The sequence below is a fragment of the Williamwhitmania taraxaci genome, assembly GCF_900096565.1.
GTDB lineage: Bacteria > Bacteroidota > Bacteroidia > Bacteroidales > Williamwhitmaniaceae > Williamwhitmania > Williamwhitmania taraxaci.
The window spans coordinates 1-21,136 of the sequence record NZ_FMYP01000056.1; the positions used below are offsets into that span (position 1 = coordinate 1).

Consider the following 21,136-nt stretch of genomic DNA (forward strand, 5'->3'; position numbering starts at 1 on the left):
CGTGCAGTAATCCTGCCAAAGTGAAACCTTTTTCAACCCGTGTATGGGCGTTCCGGTAAGCATAGTAAAGGTCTTGCCGCACGTTTTGCACTTGGAGCGCTGCCTCCCATTGAACATGCTGTGCTTAATGATCATGCTGCTCGAGCAGTGGGGGCAGACTTTCGCCTCCCCCAGCTGAGCCGTAAGTGATGCATCCGTATTTTTCAGCTCCCGCATTACCGTAACGCGCTCTTGTTCTGTCAACTGTTTTGCGAGTTCTCGGATTTGTTCAATTATTGTCATATCATAGAGACTTTCCACTAAGATAAGCAAATTTTTGCAACAACATTATCACTGAATAGAGCCAAAACAAATAATAAAAAGTTTTGTATTACAGAAGAACCAATCCGATTGTGGCATTGCCTGCCTCAGTAGCATAATTCAATACTATGGTGGAAAACCCAACCAAGAAAAGTTACGGATTGCTAGTGGAACAAATGCACAAGGCACCACCCTGCTAGGATTATATCAAACAGCACTGTCTATTGGCTTTGAAGCGGAAGGCATGCAGGCTGATATAAATTACCTACGGAACATTAAAAGACCTGTTATTCTCCATGCTATTGTAAATAATACAATGCAGCACTTCCTGGTATGTTACAAAGTGAAAGGGGGCAGGTTTCTAATTGGTGATCCTGCACTTGGGATAAAATGGATAACAGAAGAGGAACTCGCGTTACTATGGAAGAGTAACAAACTCCTTCAACTTGAGCCAAACGAAACGCAGTTTGTAAAAAACAGGAAGGAGCAACACTTACAGTGGAAGTGGTTTCTTCATCTAGTTAGCAAGGATTCAAGTATCCTAACAACAATTCTAATTATAGGAATAGCAGTAGCCATTCTTAGTTTAGCAACAGCGGTATTTGCACAGGTGCTTATTGATAAACTAATTCCTTCGGGCGATAGTGTTAGGATATACTTCGCAATTGGGTTGGTTGCATTACTTCTAATTTCAAAAAGCCTGATTGGATATTTTCGGCAAATGCTTATGCTAAAACAGGGCGTTGATACAAATGTTAGAATTACCAAGAATTTCTTTTCCGGTCTACTACTTATCCCTATGCCCTTTTTTGCTTCCCGAAAAATTGGAGATATTGTGGCTAGGTTGAACGATATTGGGCGTATCCAGCAAACGGTAGCCTATCTTTTTGGTGAACTGCTAATAAGTATTCTTATTCTCATAATATCGCTTGCTGCTGTTTTTATGTATAACCAATGGGTGGGACTTGTTCTGCTTGCCGGAATCCCACTTTTTGCATTCATTGCCTATGTTTATCATAGGGCAATAGTAATTGGTCAAAGGGAAGCAATGGTTGCAAATGCTCTAAATGAGAGCAATTTTATTAATACAATTAACAATATTTTGCCGGTAAAGAGCTTTGGCAGAGAAAGTCGATTTGCAAAGTTAGGATTGGTTACCTTCCGTTTCCTTCAAGAGAAACTTTACCATTTAGGGAAGGTTGGTTCGGCCGTGCAATTGTTTGCAGGCTTGGCCGGCATTATCGTTACTATTGCTGTGGTGGTTATTTCCACATCGCAAATGATGGCAGGAAAAATGACTACCGGAGAGTTTATGGCGGTATTCAGTTTAAGCGGAACGGTACTGCCGGCACTTGCCTCCATTGCTTTCGCAAACATTCAACTACAAGGTGCACGCATTGCATTTGAGCGTATGTATGAGTTCTCGAGTATGGACAAGGAGTATAATGCAGAAGTAGATGATCAAAAGGAAAAGGCAACTTCATTTGAAATACTGCAGCTGCATGCTGTTAACTTTAGATATCCCGGAAGGCGATTACTGCTAGAAGAGGTAAACTTTAGCGTAAGCAAAGGAGAACTCGTAACAATTTTCGGTGATAACGGAACAGGAAAAAGCACGCTGCTAAGCCTTATTCAACAGTTCAATCAACCCGAGTCAGGAATAATAACATTTAATGGAAACAATGTAAATTGCTACTCAATTAATTCCTACCGAAAGCTGGTTGCTGTGGTTCCGCAAGACGTCACCTTAATCAATGGAACATTGCTTGCAAACATAGTGATGTCCGACTCTGAAGATGATTTGCACCAAGCCATAAAAGTTCTTTCAAAGCATCAGTTGATACCATTCTTTGAAAACTTCCCCCAGGGATTTCAAACAATGCTTGGAGATGGCGGTATTCAAATTTCCGGGGGGCAAAAGCAGCTTGTTGGGTTAGCCCGCGCTCTGGTAGTTTCGCCAAAGTTACTACTTATCGACGAACTTACTGCTTACATGGACTTGCGTGCCGAACAGTTTGTTATGGAGTTGCTTCTGCGGTTGAAAAGCGAAATGGGAATACTCAGCATTACCCACAACATCAGGAATGCGGCCCTATCCGATAGAATAGTTGTGCTTTCGAATGGAAAGGTTGAGGCAACCGGAAAGCACCATGAACTTATAACCGGCAACAACCTTTATAGCACAGCATGGAAAGCATTTGCCACCTTCCAAAATGCCTAACGCTACCGCTCGGACAGTTTTTTCGCCCGTTCGCGATATTTGGCCTCAAATTATTAGCACTCCCAAACTACAAAACACACCTTTGCTATGACAAACTAGTAATAACTTAAAACTTAACGAAAATGGAAACAAGAAAATTATCTTTGCAGGAGATGGAAATGATTGAAGGTGGTGGATGTAGTGCTACTGCGAACAAATACATTGCATCAATTGGTTTGGCGGCATCGATTGGATCATGTTTTGGGCCAATAGGGCTTGCCCTTTGTGGGCCAACAGCCCTCGGAATGGGTATAGCAGGTGTTATTTGTGCGTTTTAAGCATAAATCCTATTGATCAATCAAGTTGTTGAAAATCTACAGCGTTTGTAATAATATGATACCCGCTTCTCTGAAGCGGGTATTAATCTTAATATTTTAATCCTATGGCTAAAGTAAAGTTTATCCGAAATGGGCTACTCCCTCTTCGGAAATTAAAAATCTGCATTAATGATAATGCGTTTTTTTTAAAAGGGAATGAATGCAAGGAGCTCGATTTACCTCATGGGACATATTGTTTGCAAGATTCAACTCACAAATGCAACTTGGGTTAACTGATTATATGTTAAGAGGGGAGAGATAAACCCTAGCCTTTTTCTAGGCCGACTGTTAAGAATATCTTCGACCCACTGAACCTGCTCTTGTGTTATCGTTTTAAAGTCCGTTTTCTTCGGGAAATACTGCCTTACCAAGCGGTTTGCATTCTCGTTAGCGCCGCGCTCCCAGCTGTGGTATGGCCGTGCAAAGTAAAAATTTATTTGCAACTTTTCGGCAATAACCTGATGTGCTGCAAACTCTTTTCCATTATCAGCGGTAATGGTATGCATTTGGTGTGCCAACGGTGATAGCGCCCCCACTGCAGCATCGGTAACCACTCCCGCTTCCTTGGAGTTCACCAACCTCAGCCTAAGTAGCCCTGTTTTGCGATCGTTCATGGTAACAATGGCTCCCTGATGATTTTTCCCGATAACCGTGTCGATTTCCCAATCGCCTACGCGCACTTTTTGGTCTACAATGACCGGTCGCAATGAGATATCTACTCGCCCAGGAATGATACCCCGCTTATCCTTGCTCGCCCCTCGCTTACGGTAGCGACGGCCTTGATTTCGTAGGTGAGTATACAGGCTTCCACCTTGTCGTTTGTCACGCCAAATGAGCTGGTAAATAGTCTCGTGCGATACGCAGGGAATGCCTTGGCCCAGCGCTTCTCCAACCACTTGCTCTGGGCTAAGATCATCTTTAATCCGATCCCTTACGTTCGCCAGAAGAACACCCTTTAATACCCTGAATTTCGGTTTCAACGTTAGCCGCCGCTCGTAGGCGCGCTGCGCCACGTTGCTATCATAAACGCCCGTTTTAGCATCCCTATTTCTGCGTATCTCCCTAGATACGACTGACGGGCTTCGGTTTAGGGCAAGGGCAATCTCTTTTTGTGGCTTGCCCTGCTGCAGCATGATGGTAATTGCATACCTTTGCTCTTGGTTGATGTGCGCCATTACAACTTATTTTTAGAGGACTTAGGCGGTAAAGAACCACATTTTTTCCATCGGAGCAGCGAAGGTGAGCAAATCTCATCTTCCTGTTCTGAAAAAATGTAATGCTGTTCGCGCGGCTATCCTATAAGTTGCATTTGTCATTTGAATTCTGGTTTCATTATGAAAATGGATTGGTGGCAATCAACTGATAAAATAGAAATTAACTCTGAAGATAATACAATAAGGATTGAACACTATTTACCAGATATGTTCTATTTAATAGGAATTACTGTCTCTACAATTTTAGCTGTATTAATATTTTTATCAAAAATAAATGTATTGTATTTTTCAATATGGTTGTCAATGTTTTTTCTTCCACAAATATATTTATATTTAACAAAGAAGAAAAACTATTTTACATTTAGAAAGCAAGATTCAACTCACAAATGCAACTTGGATTAACTGATTGTATGTTACAATAGGAGAGATAGAGCCAAGCCTTTTTCTAAGACGATTGTTAAGGGTATCCTCTACCCACTGCACCTGCTCCTGTGTTATCGCTATAAAGTCAGTTTTCTTCGGGAAATAATGTCTTGCCTGATGATATTTGCATTACACACTAGAAAACAAAGATTGCAAAAAGTTAAAAAATAACCTTCGGTATACTAAAATAGAAAAAACCGCTCCAGTTTGGGGCGGTTTTTTTGTGCGCTTTAGAGTAGTGACGGATTGGAATTCAATACATGGAATGAAACGGATAATTTTCACTCTCAATCAACATTATCCATTCCGTTTTCCATAAAATCACGTTTGCACTTTACCCCACAAGAGTAAACAAAAATTTATAAAATCAATTCTGCCACAATTAAATGGTTATATTTATAAAAAGAATTATCCCAAGGAAAACCCAATTTACAGCCGTTTCAGACCAAACCCCATGAGTAAAACCTTCATCCTCATTAGGCAATACGTTGCCAACCTAACCAAGAATCCCACCTACCTCATCTTCTCGGTTATTTGCTTGGCCGTTACGCTTACGTTTTCATACGTGCTGGTGCGCTCCGTTTACTTTGGAAGCGCCATGAACACATTCCATACCAACCATCGCAATATTTATAGGTTGGCGACCTCCTATACCGATTACAACCAGATAAGCGCCAGCTCCGATGTGGCCTCCGCAGAGAAAATACTAAAACAGATTCCGGAAGTAACGGCCTATACGAAGGTTGGCCAAATAAACCCGACCCTGGTTAATGACCGGGAAGAGGCCGTTCCATGTAGCAACTTCTTTTTAATGGACTCCTCAGCCCTTTCCATTTTCACCTTCAACTTTATTTGGAAGAGTGGCGAGCCTCTGGCCCAAGGCTCCACAGGCGTTCTGCTTTCCGAGGCCAAGGCCTTAGCGCTATTCGGCACCACGCAATGCTCGGACAGGTCAATAACCATAAGCTACGGTAATCTCAACCACCAGATTCTTCCGGTGGCCGGAGTTTTCCACACCTATCCTGCCACCGCCACCTTTGCACCCGATTACATAGCCGCATTCCATACATTCTACAGTCAGCCGGAGCTGGACAAAACAAAGCAAGGTTTCTACCTTTGCGCCAATAATGGCAGCAACCAAGCGGTTCAAGCCAAAATCAATCATCTCACCGATACCACCCAGCGCATTACCTACTCGCTCGGAGCCTTCGACGATATCTACTTTCGCTCCTTAGAGATACTCAACGATTTCAACCGGAAGGGGAACTTGCTCTTTCACCGCATCAACCTGATTGTCCTTATTTTCACCCTACTGTTTGGGCTTATCAACTTCCTTTGTCTGAGCTTGGTTTACTACGAGAGCCGCCTAAAGGAGTTCTTTGTGCGCAAGGTGTTTGGGGGCAATGCCACGGCCTTTCGGCGCCAAATATTCGCGGAACTCATGATTCTGGTGATCGTTGCCATTGGCACTGCATTCCTCTGCCTGAATATGGTTGAGGAGATATACACCGGCAACTTTAATGCAGCAATTTCGCTCACCTTAGGCGAAAATATCACACTAGGCCTTTGCTACCTGCTCTTCGTGGGGCTACTCATGGGGGCGGTGGTAATCGTTGTTACCTACTGGCTTTTCCACTCACGGAGCAGCGACATTAAAACCATCTACAACTCCCGCAGCCGGCGAAGTTTCACCACTATACTCAACAACGTAAAGGTGGTGCAGCTGGCGTTTCTCATGATGCTGATTGTAGTGGTGCTTACCCTCAACGCACAGATACGCTACGCCATGAGCGGAAATCTGGGCTACAATCCGCAGAATCTCTACAGCGTGGGCTTCCCTGCCTTTTCGGGAGAACCAAACTATGCCGCACTAAAGGGCGAGCTGCTGAAGCAACCAAAGGTAGGTGCCGTGAGCGCCACCACCATTGGTCCCTATGCGCGGGGTGTTTACTTCGATAACCTCACCTCTGCCGATGCCACCACCGAAATAACCTTTGAGGTGGCCAACGTGGAAAACGACTTCCTCGGCACGCTTCAGGCACGACTTATTGCCGGCACCGGGTTTTCCCCCTCCGGCATGCCACAAAACAGCAACCTGGCCATTGTCAACAAAACCGGATACCTTGCATTGGGTGGGGAAAAGGTGTTGAATAAAAAAGCGGGTAGATACCAAATTGTGGGCGTAGTGGAGGATATCTATATGGAACGGTTGGATGCCAAGGTAAACCCACAACTCTACCTCTGCAACAACGACGCTATTTATGCGCTGCTCATTCGGTTTAACGATACACCTGATAGCAGCGCCATGGCTCGAATTAAAGCTAGCTATGCTGCTATATATCCAGGATTCACCTGCACTATTACCCCTTACAGTGAGCTAATTGAGGAAGCCTACACAAAGGAGTTGGCCCTCGGAAAAATGATCCGGTTTATTCTCCTCACCTTTTTAATCATCATGTTCTTTGGCTTTTTGGGGATTTCCCGATTCGAGTTCAACGTAAAGGCTTTTAGCATTGCTATGCGAAAGCTATACGGTGCCGAGGAGGTGTCGATTTATCGCAGCACCCTATTCAAGCAGCTAATACTGCTTATAACCTCTGCTACCATTGCCTTACCGCTTGGCTATCTTATATCAAACAAATGGCTATCCAGCTACATCTATCATGTTGATGTAGACCTTTACCAGCTAGGCTTTGCCGTGGCCATTGGTATTATCACCATAGTTGCCTCATCGGCGGTATACCTACGCGACATCTACAAGATGAAAGCAACCCGGGTAATTAGAGAGCAATAAGAAGTGGACTGATCGTGTTGTCGACTATTCATCCCTCTGGACAGCGAATTTTCTAGGAAAATATGCGCGTCGTAATACTATCTTATTTCAACGATGCCAAAGTATTCTGCATTCCACACATTCTACTCCCCTCGCCAAATGACAGGGGAGTTTACTACGGGTTTTCGCCGGTGGCAATTAACAATCAACCAAACGCCCTAATTGTAAATGCCATAAATGGCGCCTCTTAGTGTTTGTTGGCTTCATTACCTTCGGTATAACTTCTTCTTACTCATACCTCAAGCACTCCACTGGGTTTTGCCTAGCGTTGCGAATGGTGATTAGGCTTATGGTAAGCATGGCCATGATAAACGTGATAAGCCCAGCTAGCGCATAAATCCACCAAGTGAAACTAACGTGGTAGGCAAAATTAGTCAACCATTGATGCATAGTAATCCATGCCACTGGCACGGCCACAGCAAAAGCGATTCCAACGGTAAGCGCGTATTCTTTCGAAAGCAGCAAAACAACATCCCACACATCGGCTCCATTTATTTTGCGAATGCCAACCTCCTTTGCTCTGCGCTGTGCCGAGAAGCTGGCAAGGCCCAGCACGCCCATCATGGCAATAACCACTGAAATTAGAGAAAAGCCCATAAATACTGATGCCTGCCGCTGTTCGTTGGCATACCCGGCCTTTACTATGTCATCGAAATATTGATAACTGAAAATCATTCCCGGCCTAATTCGCTCATAGGTTTCCTTAAGATACTTCAATGTTTTTTGTCTATTGTATGGGGCTATTCGAATGCTTAGATGGGTAAGCGCTTCGGGGCTGTAACTGAACACTAGCGGGGCTATGGAATTTTGAAGTGGTCTGAAATGGAAGTCCTTTACTACGCCAACAATAGGATTTTTGCCAATAAACTGCCCTACAGCGGTCTTCAACCCTAACAATTTTTTCGCCGATTCATTAATCACCACAGGAGTGCCATCTTGCGAGTATTTCCCATCCCAATAGTTGCTCTGTACGGGCCTGAAAAATTCACCTTCTACCATCTTAAGCCTATAAACCTTGGCAAAATCGCCATCGACATATGCGACATTCATCTTACTAGCCTGGCTATCTTTAACCTTACCCAAAGTGAAGTCATTTGTCATGGCCCACCAAAAGTTATTTGGGGTGAGGCTGCTCATAGTTGCCGAAATCACATTGGGATTTTTCGCAATCTCCTGCTTAAATTCATCTACCTCATACCAAAGGTTGCAGTTTACAATCAATACATTGTTCTTCTCGAGACCAAGATCAACGTTATTGATATACCAAAGCTGTAGAAATACTATACCCGTGCAAACGAGTAGCACCATGGAGGCAGTTAGCTGCACCACTAGCACTGTTCGAAAAAATCCAGCCTTAGTGCCGCCACGGCTTCCTCCCTTAAACGCCATAATAGGATTTAACTTTGAGAGATAAAGTGCCGGGTAAGATGCTACCAGGAGGGCAATAGCAACTAGGGCCGAAAGGACAATAGCCACCATGCTTATGCTAAATGGTATATTCATCTCTTTCCCTGCTATAGCGTTAACCCAAGGCAGCAACAGCTTGGCTAGCGAAAAAGCGACTCCCATTCCGATAGTCACTTGCAGTAGTGCTTCAACAAAAAACTGCACCAGCAGCGCCTTTTGCGGCGAACCACCAGCCTTCCTAATACCAATTTCCACGTTCCGCTTCATGGCCTGAGCAGTGGAGAGAACCATAAAGTTAAAGGCTCCCATGAGCAGTATTACTATAGCTAAAAATGAGAATATTACCACGTAGGTGATGCTGCCTAAGTCTTTATCGAAGATATTGCTGAAATCAGTATTTAGATGAATGTCGGTAAGCGGTTGAAACAGTAATTTTTCAGTTATCCCCTCTTTTTCGGTTAAAAAGTTAAACAGTTTTTGGCTTGTATTGCTATTGATAACAGCCTTGTTCCCTGTTTTAACATAGATCACCGACTCTCCTGCGTTTAACTTCTTATTACTTTCGCTAACAACCATGCCTCCAAGGGCCGCATATAATTGCTTATGAGAAGTAACCACATCGAAAAAGATGTGTGAATTGGAGGGGATCTTTACCACCCCAACCACCACGAAAATTGTTCGGCCATCACCCCAAGGAGTTCTTTTTACAATTTCCTTTCCAACAGCAGTGGCGCTACCAAATAGTTTTTTCGCAGCAGTCTCGCTTATTACAGCTGCATTGGGTTCACCGAGTCTTGCTGGATTTCCCTCAACAATAGGAAAGGAGAAAAAGTAAAAGAATCGATCATCGGCAACCTTTGAAAGCATCTCCACACGCTTGTCGCCAACCTCATAGGGAAAGCTCTCATTGCCTATTTCGATAAAGGTGGCATCCTCTATTTGCGGAAAGTCATTTTTAAGCTCATCGGCAAGTCGGCTATTTACCGAAAGTTCTTTTACCATCCCTCCCTCGCTCGACTTTAGCCTAACAACTCTATAAATATTGTTAGCATCGTGATGAAAACTGTCGGCATTCAGCTCATCTGCCACCCAAGTGTAAATAAGCATACTGGCAGTTAACCCAAGAGTAAACCCAATAATGTTGATGGCTGAAAAAACAGGGTTTCGAAGAATTATTCGAATTCCATTCTGCAGGTAGTGGTATAGCATGAGTTTCCGTTTATCTATTCGTAAATAACTACAAGTTTTTGACCCGATCGTAACTTCGAAGCCCGTGTGGATGCCGCATCCCTGTTCGCTTTTGGCAGGTATCGGGTGGTTTCGTTAGTGGCTATTTCGGTTAGCTGTGCCCTCGACAGTAGCACAATGCCCTTACCGTTGTTAACACGAACGTCCCCAAGGTTAAGCGGAATACCACCGTCAATATCGTTTGAAATATATGAGTCTTCGGGATACTTGGCTGGCATTGTAATATGAAAAAGCGATTGCGTAGCCTTATTATAGGCCGCATAGTAGAACTTCACTTTATTGGCTTTGCGGTTATTAGGGCAGTCGTTGTTCTTTGAGTAGCCCATCACTATTGCATTGCTTGTTTCGAACCAAAAAGAAGGAATATATTTCCCTTCCGTTTTACACATTATTGCCGACTCAATATCGATCATCTCTTTGCCAAAGTTTAGCACAAAGCAGGGCTTGAGCGTATTCGGGTATTGAAAGCGAAATACTGTATCGCAATAGGGTTGACGAATAGTCAACTGATTGTTGAATTCATAGCGAAACCAGCTATCGGGATCGGTAATATTTCCACGCTTGGTTGCGACTCCTTTTATACTATTCTTGAATAAAGTTAAGGTATCTCCCTTCATTCCGTAAAGGCAAAATGTATACTTCGAAATAGGACAAATACTACCACTATACTCAATCCACGAACTATCTGTTACCAAAGTTGGGGACAACCTCATGAAATTCATGAAATTCGAAATTTTTCGTGGAGCCGACAGTGTTGTTTTCATGCTCTTTATATCGAAAATCTTAACCATCGACAACTTTTTGGGAATATCTACTGTAACATAAACAACTTTATCTCCTTTAACCGATGCATTTGGTAGCACACCAATAATCTCTTCTGTAGAAAAAGCTATGCCATTAGGCACAGGTATTAGTCCTGCTTCATTTTTACCTATCACCTTCATTAACTTTCCTTTGGAGTCAAAGTAGCAGAGGCTGAAAATTGAGGTGGTAATATAACCATCGCCCACAGGAATAACTTGGGAATAAGAATCGCAGAGGGCAGAGTCCTTGCCGTAGTCGAGTACCATATACCTTACCGACTTAAACAATGCCGAAAGTGCTAGGGGCTTTACCGTTCCTTGCGATGCAGGAATATTTAGCGTTACCGGAGGGTTGGCCTTATCAACCATTCGCAACTCAGGGTAGCGTATTCCTGCAGGTATTTCATCGAGTTTAAAGGCGATGGAACTCTTCGCCAAACTATCGCTGCGCTTTATGTCGGCGATGAGCAGTTCCTCAGCATTTTCGGGTGTTTTAATAGTTCCTTGACTATTGCAACCTGCAAGAAGAACCAATGGTATGGTGAATGCTAATAGTTTATTCATTAAATATTTTTTAGGTTATCCTTCATTTTTACCGCCACCATTTTCGACGTGCAATGGCGACAAAACCCGTAGCTATTTGTATTCAAATCCTTTGAGCATCGGCCCTACTTTACCTATTGATTCTCAACCAAACGCCCTAATTGTAAATGCCATAAATGGCGCCTCTTAGTGTTTGTTGGCTTCATTACCTTCCATCTACCTTCGGTATAATCTCAAAATAACTTCTTCTTTTATTCATACCTAATCGCCTCAACGGGCTTCATACGGGCGGCCGTCCAGCTCTGCCAAAAGGCAGTGGCAAAGGCAACCATGAATACGCCCAATCCACCCAGCGCGTATATCCACCAACCTATGGTAACCTGCATGGCAAAGCTTTGCAGCCAGAGATGCATGGCATACCATGCCAACGGAAACGCTACGGCACATCCCAGCACAACCCAAAGTATGATACCGCGCGTGAGCAGCACAAAAATGTCGGCGGAGGTGGCCCCATTCACCTTTCGTATACCAATCTCCTTCAGCCGATACTTAACCATGAACGACATAATTACCGCCAACCCAAGCGCCGACACCAGCAGGGTGATGATGGAGAAGTAGCCGAGCAACTTCCGCGTGCGCATCTCGTTGTAGTATCTACTATCATACACTTCCGACAGGGTTTTATAGTTAAAAGGAACGTTGGGGATTGCCACCATCCATGCCTTCTCAATTGCCCTTATTGCTTCGGTTGCCGATTTGGCTTCATACCGGATAAGTATGGTGTTTTGGAATAGCTTGCGCTCAAATATTATCAATGGCACCTCTTTCTCGAAAAGGGAGGTGTACTTAAAATCGTCCACTACGCCAACAATGGTGCCTCCCGGAATAATGCTAATGTATTGGTGGTGGAGCAGGATGCGCTTGCCAATAGCCTCCTCGGCAGTATTGAATCCCATCTCCTTAAGCGCTGAGCGGTTAATCACAAAGTGGTCGCTATACGCTGTAGTGTCGATATTTATCTTAACAGTAGAAGGGATTTCAAATACCTTTTCATTGAGCAAACGCTGTTCATCTCCTAGCGTATAGTTGCATTTCGGCAAAAAATTTCCCGCCAACAGCTTTATGTTGAAAAAGGAGAAAAATTCATCGTTCACACAAAATATACTCAGTCCGTTTTCCATCTTCCTTCCTTCGAGCGAATATCTACTTCCATCTTTAATTGCATCGCCGGGAACTTCCATAACCCCACACACGTTGGTTACCTGAGGCACCTTGGCTAGCTCATCTTTTAGCTGAGCCAACCGGCTAATCACATTCATATCTTGCTGACCAATAACCAGCACGCCATCTTCTTTTCCACCCAGCTGCTGCGAAAGCACGTAATCCATTTGGCGCGATATTCCAAAGGTAACCACCAGCACAAATGCTGATATGCAGAGCTGAACTACAACCAGAACCTTTAGCCGAACCAGCTTACCTTTAACCGGAATAACCCCATTAAGACCTCGGCTTCGAACGAAATATCCACCGAGAAACTCCTTGGCTATGGGAAATACCATTACGGCCAGCATGGAAAGCAGAAATCCACCTATTAGTATGGAAATATCAACTATTGTTAGGCGCTGCAACAGGTCGATACCCAGCAATGGCCCTAGGTAGAGCGTTATCCAGAATCCTAGCGCTATAACAGTAATGCCACTAATGAGGGCCAACAATAGTTCCTCGAGGATCATTATTCCAATACCGGCACCATTTACTCTTTTCATAAGGTAATACTCCTGGTTTAGCAGAAATATCACCCGGCTATTGTTCGAAAGATTGATGAGCGAGATAATTACCAGAAGCAGCACAGCCGAGATTAAAATTAATAATTGCTGCATGCTTCCGTTCCCACTCATCTCCCTTGCTTTATTGCTTTTCAGGTGAATGTCGGTGACCAATTGCAGCGATGAACTTCGTTTGGGGTAGTTTAGTCCCTTTGGATTTAGAATATTATCGATAGCCTTCTCGGCACTTAAAGCAGGCGCATTTGGCTTAAGAAGGACGTAGGTGTAGGCCATGTCGATGAAATCCTTGGGCATGCCAATAAGCAACTCTGCCGTAAAGTGCGAGTTCTCCGGAAAATCTTTCATTACCCCAGCAATGGTATAGCTAGTAGCATCCTCGACCATATAGTCGCTAATTAGCAGTGGCTTATTCAGCACATCAACCGTTCCAAAATGTTTCTTGGCAAAGCTCTCCGAAACAATCACATTTGTTGGGGATGCCAACGCCTTAGCCGAGTCGCCGGAAATGAGTTTATACCGAAAAGTTGTAAAAAAGGTGCTATCCACTAGGTAAGCTTCCCGCAGAGGCCAAGCAGTGTTGTTGAGAACTGCCGACATCTGTTTCGCACGACTAACACGCGTTAAACGCTCTATCATCGGAACCTCGATGGGTACCCGGCCAACCCAGCTGCCCCAACACCGAGCATCGGGCAGGTCTTCTTCTTCCGATACAGTCAATCTGTAGAGTCGGTTGGGATATGGGTTAAAGGTATCGTAGCTAACCTCGTGCTTAACAAATGCAGCTACCAACAGCAAACAGGCCAGCGAAGCAGCAAGGCACGCAATGCTCACTGCCTTTAGCATGGGGAATCGGCGAAAACGACGAAAGAGTATTTCGGGACGTATCATACCTTAAACAATTACAACCTGTTGCTTTACATCCTCGGCCACAACCACATTACCGTCGTGCAGACGGATAATTCGATGTGCGTAAGCCGCATCGCGCTCCGAGTGGGTCACCATAACCACGGTTGTTCCTGCTTGATTGAGCTCTGTAAGCACCAGCATGACTTCTGTTCCGGTTTTCGAATCGAGGTTTCCGGTGGGCTCATCGGCGAGGATGAGCATTGGATTGGAAACTACCGCCCGGGCAATGGCCACGCGCTGCTGCTGCCCACCCGAGAGCTGCTTAGGGAAATGATCCATCCGGTGCGAGAGCTGCATCCGATTAAGCACCTCGGTAATTCTCCGCTTTCGCTCACCATACGAGAGTTTGAGGTAAACTAGCGGCAGCTCCACATTCTCCCTAACGGTTAAATCTTCCACAAGGTTGAAGTTCTGAAAAACAAAACCAACTTTCCCCCTCCGCATTGCCGTGCGCTGTGGCTCCGATAACCTTCCGGCCTCCACGCCATCGAAGGTATAGCTGCCCGAGGTTGGTGCATCCAGTAGCCCTATTATATTGAGCAGGGTGGACTTGCCACAACCCGAAGGACCCATTATTGCCACAAACTCGCCCTGCTTTATCGCTATATCCACGTTGCTCAGCGCGCTGGTCTCAATCGTATCGGTTCTGAATACCTTGTTTAGCCCTACAGTTCTTATCATCATCATTATTTGCATTGTATTTAACAAACATAACCTATCCAATACTATACCGCAGCAGGTTTGAATCTCGCTGCTAAGCAATTAGTATTTCAAGGTGGTGTCACTCACTGGTAAATATGTCTAAAATATATTTAAAATCGTCTAAATATTGGACAGCTATTAGGTGCTTCCGTTAAGGTTATATACTTTGGCTCTACCAAATATTTCAACAATGGCCGAAGGCAATATCCTAATTGTAGATGACAACCTGAATGCGCTTACCGCGCTGGAGCTGATGCTACAGGATGAGTTTAATCTGATAAAAACGATTGATAATCCTATACATATCCCCGCCTTCATGGAGCGCAACCCGTTTGACGTGGTGCTGCTGGATATGAACTTCACCCCGGCCAAAAAAGCGGAAATGAAGGACTCTTCTGGCTCAAAAAAACACTCGAGATAAACCCGACGGTTTCGGTGGTGATGCTCACGGCCTACGGCGAGGTTGATTTGGCGGTGAATGCACTAAAAATGGGTGCCACTGACTTTATTCTAAAACCATGGGAGAACGAGAAGTTGCTGGCTACCGTGATAACGGCTGCTAAGTTGCACCAAAGCAAAAAGGAGGTTGGCAGGCTAAAAGATACCGAACGGATGCTGCGCAACGAGCTACGCAAGGAACCTTGCTTGATAGTGGGGCATTCGCCCAAGCTGATGGAACTTCTTAAGATTATCCGAAAAGTAGCCGTTACCGATGCCAACGTGCTACTTACTGGCGAGAATGGAACAGGCAAAGAGATGTTTGCCCGCGAATTGCAACGGCTATCGCTCCGCAACAACGAGCTTCTTGTTACCGTAGATATGGGTGCGGTGAGCGAAACCCTCTTTGAGAGTGAACTCTTTGGTCATGTGAAGGGTGCTTTTACCGATGCGCGCAACGAACGCCAAGGAAAGTTTGAGGCGGCGCATAAAGGAACTCTCTTTCTCGATGAGATAGGGAATTTAAGTCTTCCCCTTCAGGCCAAGCTACTTGCCGTGCTGCAGAGCAGAACCGTAGTTCGGGTAGGATCCAATAAGACAACACCCATTGATATTCGGTTAGTTTGCGCCACCAACCGTAACCTCGAGCAGATGGTTTCCGACGGGATGTTTCGCGAAGACCTCTTCTTTAGAATAAACACTATTCATATTGATATCCCTCCTTTGCGTGAGCGACCCGAGGATATATCATGCCTAGCTGAATTCTTTCTGGAAAAGTATGCCAGCCGTTACGGAAAGCCTCGGCAGCTGCTAAGTAAGTCTGCTCTCGATAAGTTGGAGAACTATGGTTGGCCAGGAAATGTTCGGGAACTGCAGCATACCATGGAGAAGGCGGTAATCCTTAGCGAAGGTAAGCAGCTTGCCCCCGACGATTTTCTCTTTAAACCCGCAGTGAGCAGCAGCATTTTCTTTCCCGACACTATTGACGAAATGGAGAAGCTGATGCTCGAAAAGGCTCTTGAACGGCACAAGGGCAACCTTTCTGCCGCCGCCGACAAGCTGGGAATTGCACGGCAAACCCTCTACAATAAAATGAAGAAATACAACCTATAGCTAGCGTTAACCATGAAAAACAGTTCTCTCGCTATCGTTGTTCGAGCCTTACTGCTAGCTGCCACGTCGCTACTTCTTTGCTGGTTATGGCTTACTAACAAAGGTCTCGATCTTGTAGCCATTGCTGCGATTGCTTTTGTTATCCAGATATACCTGATGATTCACTATGTAAGTCGAACAAATCGCAAGATCAATTTCTTCTTCCAAGCACTGCTCAACGAGGATGCCGGCTTTACCCTTCCTACCATGGTGAATTCATCTACCGAGCGCGATCTTAATCGAACACTAAACAGCCTCAGCGCCAAGATGGAGGCAATTCTCCTAAATGCAAAGCAGCAGGAACTTCAGTTTAGGGCAGTGGTAGAACAGGCCACCTCCGGCCTGATGGCCTTCGATGAAAAGGGGTTCATCTATATTTCAAATTCAGCCGTCCACACGCTTTTACAATGTCCGGTGCTCACCCATCTTAGCCAAATCGACAGGAAAAATCATTCGCTCTATATTCTTATAAGCACCATTAAGCATGGCGAACAAAAAACAATAACCCTTAACGAGCCAACACGCCAGCGCGTTCTATCAATTAAGGCAACCATTCTCCAACTTCAGTCGGCCAACCTAACGTTGCTTTCCATTGCCGACATTAAGCCGGAGCTCGATGCCCGTGAAACGGACTCATGGATTAAGCTTACCCGCGTGTTGAGCCACGAAATAATGAATGGAATAGCACCCATAACCTCGGCAGCAAAAACACTAAGCGGCTATTACCATAAAAACGATCAACCTATAGCCGCCGAAACCGTTACTCAGCAGGTTGTAAACAACACCGTTCGTGGGCTGGCCGTTATTGTAGAGCAAGGCGAAGGCCTTTCGCGCTTTGTGGATCACTACCGGAAGTTTTCGCGCATTCCACAGCCCAAGGTTCAGCCAACACTTGTCGTAAACCTGTTTGACAAAATCAAGATTCTTTCGGCCGATTATGCTGCTTCGGCCAATGTAGCCCTCGTGGTGATGGATCCACAAAACAGTGCTACGGTTATGATTGACGAGCAACTTATTGCTCAGGCGCTCATTAACCTCATTACTAACGCTACCGATGCATGCCTCGGCACAATGGATGGAACCGTTACTCTTCGCTTCTCAACAAGCAGCATGGGTCGGCCAACCGTTGAGGTGGAGGACAATGGCACAGGCATTTCGAAGGAAATTGCCGAGGAGATATTTGTGCCCTTCTTCACCACCAAAGCGGGTGGAACCGGTATTGGGCTAAGCATTGTTCGGCAGATTATGCACCTGCATGGCGGGGAAGTTACCGCCGAGTCGGTGATTGGCACAGGAACAACCTTTAGGCTTACGTTTTAGGTGTTTAAGCGTAACAATTTGAACACAAAACCACAGATAGTAATAGTGGCAAGTGGTAGGCAAAGTTTGAGAGCCAAAGGTGCATCTCCTTTACACTGTTTCCATCTTCAGATATTGGTTGCCGCCGACAATAGAAATACAATTCCACTGATGGTCATTATTATCGTCAAAAAACAAATTATCAAATTCGTATACTCACTTCGTTATCCAACTTTGGATTACAATCATTTACCAAAGGGTTAGTTTATACGCCACCCATACAATCGAAAGAGGCTGTCTTAATACTTAGACAGGCTCTTTTTTACAAAATACCGACAACCAACGCGTGCTAAGTAGTTGGTTGTGTTTAGTCACTCAAAACCATCACTGACTATAATTTATCGATTTACTCAGCAACGTTTATTTGAACCCATTTTCTCACGCCGCTAATCTATTTATTGGCCCATTACCAAGGCCTTAAGGCAGCGTCAACTTTTACGACTAAAGCAACATAGCGCCAACTGCCCCAACCTTTAGGTTGGGATTTACGGAATACATGATGATGGGCAGCGCGCACAACAGTATCCCAACCAGCAAGCCCTGTTTGCTGCAATTATCACTGAGGTAAATCGGAGAATTGAGTTTCTCAGTTAACTCCCATAAGTCAAAAAATATGTTGGGAACATTTCAACACGAGTTGAACTTCACAAAACAGCTGTCGGGAGCTTTTCAACTCGTGTTGATTTCGCCAAAACGGAAAAAAGAGGCAATCCACACCTGTTGATTTTGCCAAAACAGCCGAAGGGGTCATTTCAACAGCAGTTTTTTGACCAAAACAACCAATTTGGCCTTTTCAACTGCAGTTGACGCGTTGAAAACAGAAAATCTGGGAATTTCTACAGTCCTATCCTACCTGTATTCGGACAGGTTGGCCTTGTCGACACGCACTTTTAATTCAAAAATAGTTGTTTTGCCGTGAACAAGCGAACTGTATATGCCCCGAACAACCACCGAGGGAAATAATTGGAAAATAGAAATTCATACTACCGACAAACAAAAATAAATTTCATTGAAAAAGCTCATCGTGCTGAACTTTTGCGCTGATGTGTAGTGTCTTGACAAAAAGTATTTCGATAAAATACTTGCATAGAATCCAGAAAACGCCTAGTTTTATTGTAGATTTTTAAACCGATTTGTATGAAAAAAGTAAAATTTTCAGTTTCTCCGCTTTATAAGCTAGGGAATATTGATTTTTATGAGTTTATGCAGTCGCAAATTGATCGCATTCGCGACCTAAGCGCTACCGAGCTCACTGACGACCAGCTAAAGGCAATTATTGCCACCATTCTGGGATTGATGACCAACCTCAATAAGGTTTTGGTGCGCATGCGTAAGAGCGCCATCACTGTCGAGATTACCGCTCACGACCAGGTGCGCGACAACAGCATGCGCGCACTTGATCGATCACTAAAGGTGCACGAGCTAGCTACCGATGAGGCCATACTTAGAGCCGTGGCCGAAATTGAAGCCATGCTGAAACCCTATGGCAAGGTTCCCACGCAGATGCTCGAAAAAGAGACTCAATCCATCGACAGCATCGTAGAAGCGCTGGAAAGCCGGCGCTTTGCTCCTATGGTGGCATTGCTGGGCTTAGGCAGCTATGTTACCCGGCTTAAGAACGACAACAACTCCTTTAAGGCATGCTATAACGAGCGCACCACAACCTACATTGAAAAAGACACCTCCGACACCCGTGAGCTGCGCAACCAAATAGCAGACCAGTACTCGCTATTGTGCGACTACGTGGAGGTAAACACCCGGCTGGAAACCAAGCCCGAATTTGCCAAAGTATTTACCATTATCGATACCATACGCAAGCAATACACCGCACAAGTGGGCCGTAGCACCGAGCGCAAGCCAAAGGATAAGGGTAAGGGTGAGCCAAACGAGTAAGCCGCTCACACCAAGTTTACCATAATGCCAAGCCTCGTAATGGTGGCTTGGCATTGTACTTCGTTCGCTAAATTTTTTTCGAAAAACCAAATTCGATGTACAATTCAGTAACACTAAACTGGCCACTATGATACCCGATAATTTAACTATATATCGGTTCTACTCCGACTATTTATGGGCTCACATCCATCCAGCTCCCGTAACCAACTACGACACAAGGCTAGTTTGCAACTTTGATTACGACACACTTTTCGACGGCACTAAGCGGGTATATATCGACATTGGAATAGTAGGAAATAGCATAGATGTTATGTACCGTTCGGGCATTGAATTTAACGGTACGAATATTTCGTGGGAAGAGATTTTTACCAACAACTTTCTATACAACCGGGTGGAAGATGCTATAAATAACGGATATGAAGCATATCTTGATTTTTGTAAAAAGCAAAACATCTCATATCCTCACCATTTAATAGCCAATAAAAGACAGGTGGAGGCATTCACCAGCAGCATTGTTAATCAATACAACATAAGAAGAGATTCCGATATTGAACACGAATACTTAATAAATACTATAGGCTTAGAATGCGCCACAGGAACCGACACCATACTGCTAATCAAGGGCACGTTTGCAATATTGGATGAGATACTATTTACCAACTTGGCATTTAAAAACGCGTTAAACAGAGACTCTTTTGGCGATATTGTGCCAATACCAAAGTATGCAACCATCAGGTATACTTGCATGCAAATAGAATATGAGGATATTCTACTTAGCTTCTTCGATTCAATACTGCTCTATCAAATGATCGATTGCGCCTTGCAATTGCTTGTTGGCGATAAATCGGAAATAGTGAAAGTAATGCTTGCAAAAATCGGAATAGCTGATGAAGAACAGCGCATGTACACAAAGCTAGGAACCGAACTATTTACCCGGCTGCGCGAAATGCTCCAGCAAGCTAACGCCCGTATCATAAACTGCGAGAATTTTATCGACTGGAATAGCATGCTTCAGTAGCCTCGGCAAAGCTACAAAGTAACAACTAGAGTAAGCCAACAGCCTTTACTAAATAATTAAGCATACAAAAACGTAGCCTTATGAAAGAAGATATATTTACAACGCAAATTCATGCTGGCAGCAGAACATATTTTTTTGATGTAAAAACTAGTGAGAATGGTGAGAAATATTTGAAGATTACCGAAAGTAAACACATAAGTGAACATACATTTGAACGGTATCAAATACTGATATTTGAAAAAGACGTAGAAAAATTTGAACTAGCAATACTAGAAGCACTGAAAAAAATTAAGCCCAGCACGAACACAATCACACTAGATGAAAAACGAAAGAAACACCCCAACGCATATCGCTCCTGGGCAATCGAGGATGATCAACAACTTGAACTGCTCTATTGTGAAGGGAAGAACGTAAAGGAACTATCACAACTTTTCGGACGCAATACCGGAGCTATAAATGCCAGAATCGAAAAGTTAGAGCTAAAAGAGAAATATGGTAACCCATAAAAACTCTAAAACTCACACTTGCACTCT

Annotated in this window: 14 protein-coding genes and 2 pseudogenes; 9 read left to right on the top strand and 7 right to left on the bottom strand. The window is 44.3% G+C overall.

Annotated features, from left to right (window positions below; genetic code table 11):
• Positions 1–282: IS1 family transposase (locus BLS65_RS13145; protein ID WP_139180961.1), on the bottom strand; the 282-nt coding region annotated here is incomplete at its 3' end.
• A gap of 73 nt (positions 283–355) precedes the next feature.
• On the opposite strand from BLS65_RS13145, the gene BLS65_RS13150 reads away from it, so the two are divergent.
• A complete protein-coding gene (locus BLS65_RS13150; protein ID WP_262507988.1) occupies positions 356–2,521 on the top strand; it encodes a peptidase domain-containing ABC transporter in 2,166 nt (721 codons plus the stop codon).
• A 122-nt stretch (positions 2,522–2,643) separates the two neighbouring features.
• A complete protein-coding gene (locus BLS65_RS18030) occupies positions 2,644–2,838 on the top strand; it encodes a hypothetical protein (protein ID WP_125869874.1) in 195 nt (64 codons plus the stop codon).
• 245 nt (positions 2,839–3,083) lie between these two features.
• On the opposite strand, the gene BLS65_RS13155 is transcribed toward BLS65_RS18030, so the two are convergent.
• Entirely contained in the window at positions 3,084–4,052 is a 969-nt protein-coding gene (locus BLS65_RS13155; RefSeq protein ID WP_092439751.1) for an IS30 family transposase, read from the bottom strand.
• Positions 4,053–4,466: 414 nt separating this feature from the next.
• Positions 4,467–4,625 (bottom strand): annotated as a pseudogene (locus BLS65_RS19120) (IS30 family transposase); the annotation flags it as partial.
• 343 nt (positions 4,626–4,968) lie between these two features.
• Here BLS65_RS19120 and BLS65_RS13165 point away from each other — a divergent pair.
• Both BLS65_RS13165 and BLS65_RS18355 read left to right on the top strand, forming a co-directional pair.
• Positions 4,969–7,308, top strand: a complete 2,340-nt coding sequence (locus tag BLS65_RS13165) for an ABC transporter permease (RefSeq protein ID WP_092439755.1) — start codon at positions 4,969–4,971, stop codon at positions 7,306–7,308.
• A 62-nt stretch (positions 7,309–7,370) separates the two neighbouring features.
• Complete coding sequence (locus BLS65_RS18355; RefSeq protein ID WP_170830120.1) at positions 7,371–7,538, top strand: hypothetical protein; 168 nt, start codon at positions 7,371–7,373, stop codon at positions 7,536–7,538.
• Between the two features lie 37 nt (positions 7,539–7,575).
• On the opposite strand, the gene BLS65_RS13170 is transcribed toward BLS65_RS18355, so the two are convergent.
• The 4 genes from BLS65_RS13170 to BLS65_RS13185 all read right to left on the bottom strand — a co-directional run bounded on the left by BLS65_RS13170 (position 7,576) and on the right by BLS65_RS13185 (position 14,722).
• Entirely contained in the window at positions 7,576–9,963 is a 2,388-nt protein-coding gene (locus BLS65_RS13170; RefSeq protein ID WP_092439757.1) for an ABC transporter permease, read from the bottom strand.
• A 14-nt stretch (positions 9,964–9,977) separates the two neighbouring features.
• The gene (locus tag BLS65_RS13175; RefSeq protein ID WP_092439759.1) at positions 9,978–11,369 is read right to left on the bottom strand and encodes a DUF4933 domain-containing protein; all 1,392 of its coding nucleotides are present in this window, start codon (positions 11,367–11,369) and stop codon (positions 9,978–9,980) included.
• A 230-nt stretch (positions 11,370–11,599) separates the two neighbouring features.
• The gene (locus tag BLS65_RS13180; RefSeq protein ID WP_092439761.1) at positions 11,600–14,023 is read right to left on the bottom strand and encodes an ABC transporter permease; all 2,424 of its coding nucleotides are present in this window, start codon (positions 14,021–14,023) and stop codon (positions 11,600–11,602) included.
• A gap of 3 nt (positions 14,024–14,026) precedes the next feature.
• On the bottom strand, positions 14,027–14,722 hold the full coding sequence (locus tag BLS65_RS13185; protein ID WP_092439779.1) for an ABC transporter ATP-binding protein: 696 nt from the start codon (positions 14,720–14,722) through the stop codon (positions 14,027–14,029).
• 211 nt (positions 14,723–14,933) lie between these two features.
• Between BLS65_RS13185 and BLS65_RS13190 the strand changes: the two are divergent.
• From BLS65_RS13190 to BLS65_RS13210, 5 genes and pseudogenes are all read left to right on the top strand, one after another.
• Positions 14,934–16,294, top strand: a pseudogene (locus BLS65_RS13190) (sigma-54-dependent transcriptional regulator).
• Positions 16,295–16,306: 12 nt separating this feature from the next.
• Positions 16,307–17,653: a sensor histidine kinase gene (locus BLS65_RS13195; protein ID WP_092439763.1), complete on the top strand. Its 1,347-nt coding sequence runs from the start codon at positions 16,307–16,309 to the stop codon at positions 17,651–17,653.
• Between the two features lie 1,176 nt (positions 17,654–18,829).
• On the top strand, positions 18,830–19,585 hold the full coding sequence (locus tag BLS65_RS13200; protein WP_092439765.1) for a DUF6261 family protein: 756 nt from the start codon (positions 18,830–18,832) through the stop codon (positions 19,583–19,585).
• Between the two features lie 127 nt (positions 19,586–19,712).
• Positions 19,713–20,603: a hypothetical protein gene (locus BLS65_RS13205; protein WP_092439767.1), complete on the top strand. Its 891-nt coding sequence runs from the start codon at positions 19,713–19,715 to the stop codon at positions 20,601–20,603.
• Positions 20,604–20,683: 80 nt separating this feature from the next.
• The gene (locus BLS65_RS13210; protein WP_092439769.1) at positions 20,684–21,109 is read left to right on the top strand and encodes a DUF3276 family protein; all 426 of its coding nucleotides are present in this window, start codon (positions 20,684–20,686) and stop codon (positions 21,107–21,109) included.
• Positions 21,110–21,136 lie beyond the last annotated feature (27 nt).

Coding starts and splice junctions, on each gene's coding strand:
- BLS65_RS13155 (WP_092439751.1), bottom strand. CDS start 4,052: ATGGCGCACATCAACCAAGAGCAAAGGTATGCAATTACCATCATGCTG.
- BLS65_RS18355 (WP_170830120.1), top strand. CDS start 7,371: ATGCGCGTCGTAATACTATCTTATTTCAACGATGCCAAAGTATTCTGC.
- BLS65_RS13205 (WP_092439767.1), top strand. CDS start 19,713: ATGATACCCGATAATTTAACTATATATCGGTTCTACTCCGACTATTTA.
- BLS65_RS13165 (WP_092439755.1), top strand. CDS start 4,969: ATGAGTAAAACCTTCATCCTCATTAGGCAATACGTTGCCAACCTAACC.
- BLS65_RS18030 (WP_125869874.1), top strand. CDS start 2,644: ATGGAAACAAGAAAATTATCTTTGCAGGAGATGGAAATGATTGAAGGT.
- BLS65_RS13185 (WP_092439779.1), bottom strand. CDS start 14,722: ATGATAAGAACTGTAGGGCTAAACAAGGTATTCAGAACCGATACGATT.
- BLS65_RS13170 (WP_092439757.1), bottom strand. CDS start 9,963: ATGCTATACCACTACCTGCAGAATGGAATTCGAATAATTCTTCGAAAC.
- BLS65_RS13180 (WP_092439761.1), bottom strand. CDS start 14,023: ATGATACGTCCCGAAATACTCTTTCGTCGTTTTCGCCGATTCCCCATG.
- BLS65_RS13195 (WP_092439763.1), top strand. CDS start 16,307: ATGAAAAACAGTTCTCTCGCTATCGTTGTTCGAGCCTTACTGCTAGCT.
- BLS65_RS13200 (WP_092439765.1), top strand. CDS start 18,830: ATGAAAAAAGTAAAATTTTCAGTTTCTCCGCTTTATAAGCTAGGGAAT.
- BLS65_RS13175 (WP_092439759.1), bottom strand. CDS start 11,369: ATGAATAAACTATTAGCATTCACCATACCATTGGTTCTTCTTGCAGGT.
- BLS65_RS13210 (WP_092439769.1), top strand. CDS start 20,684: ATGAAAGAAGATATATTTACAACGCAAATTCATGCTGGCAGCAGAACA.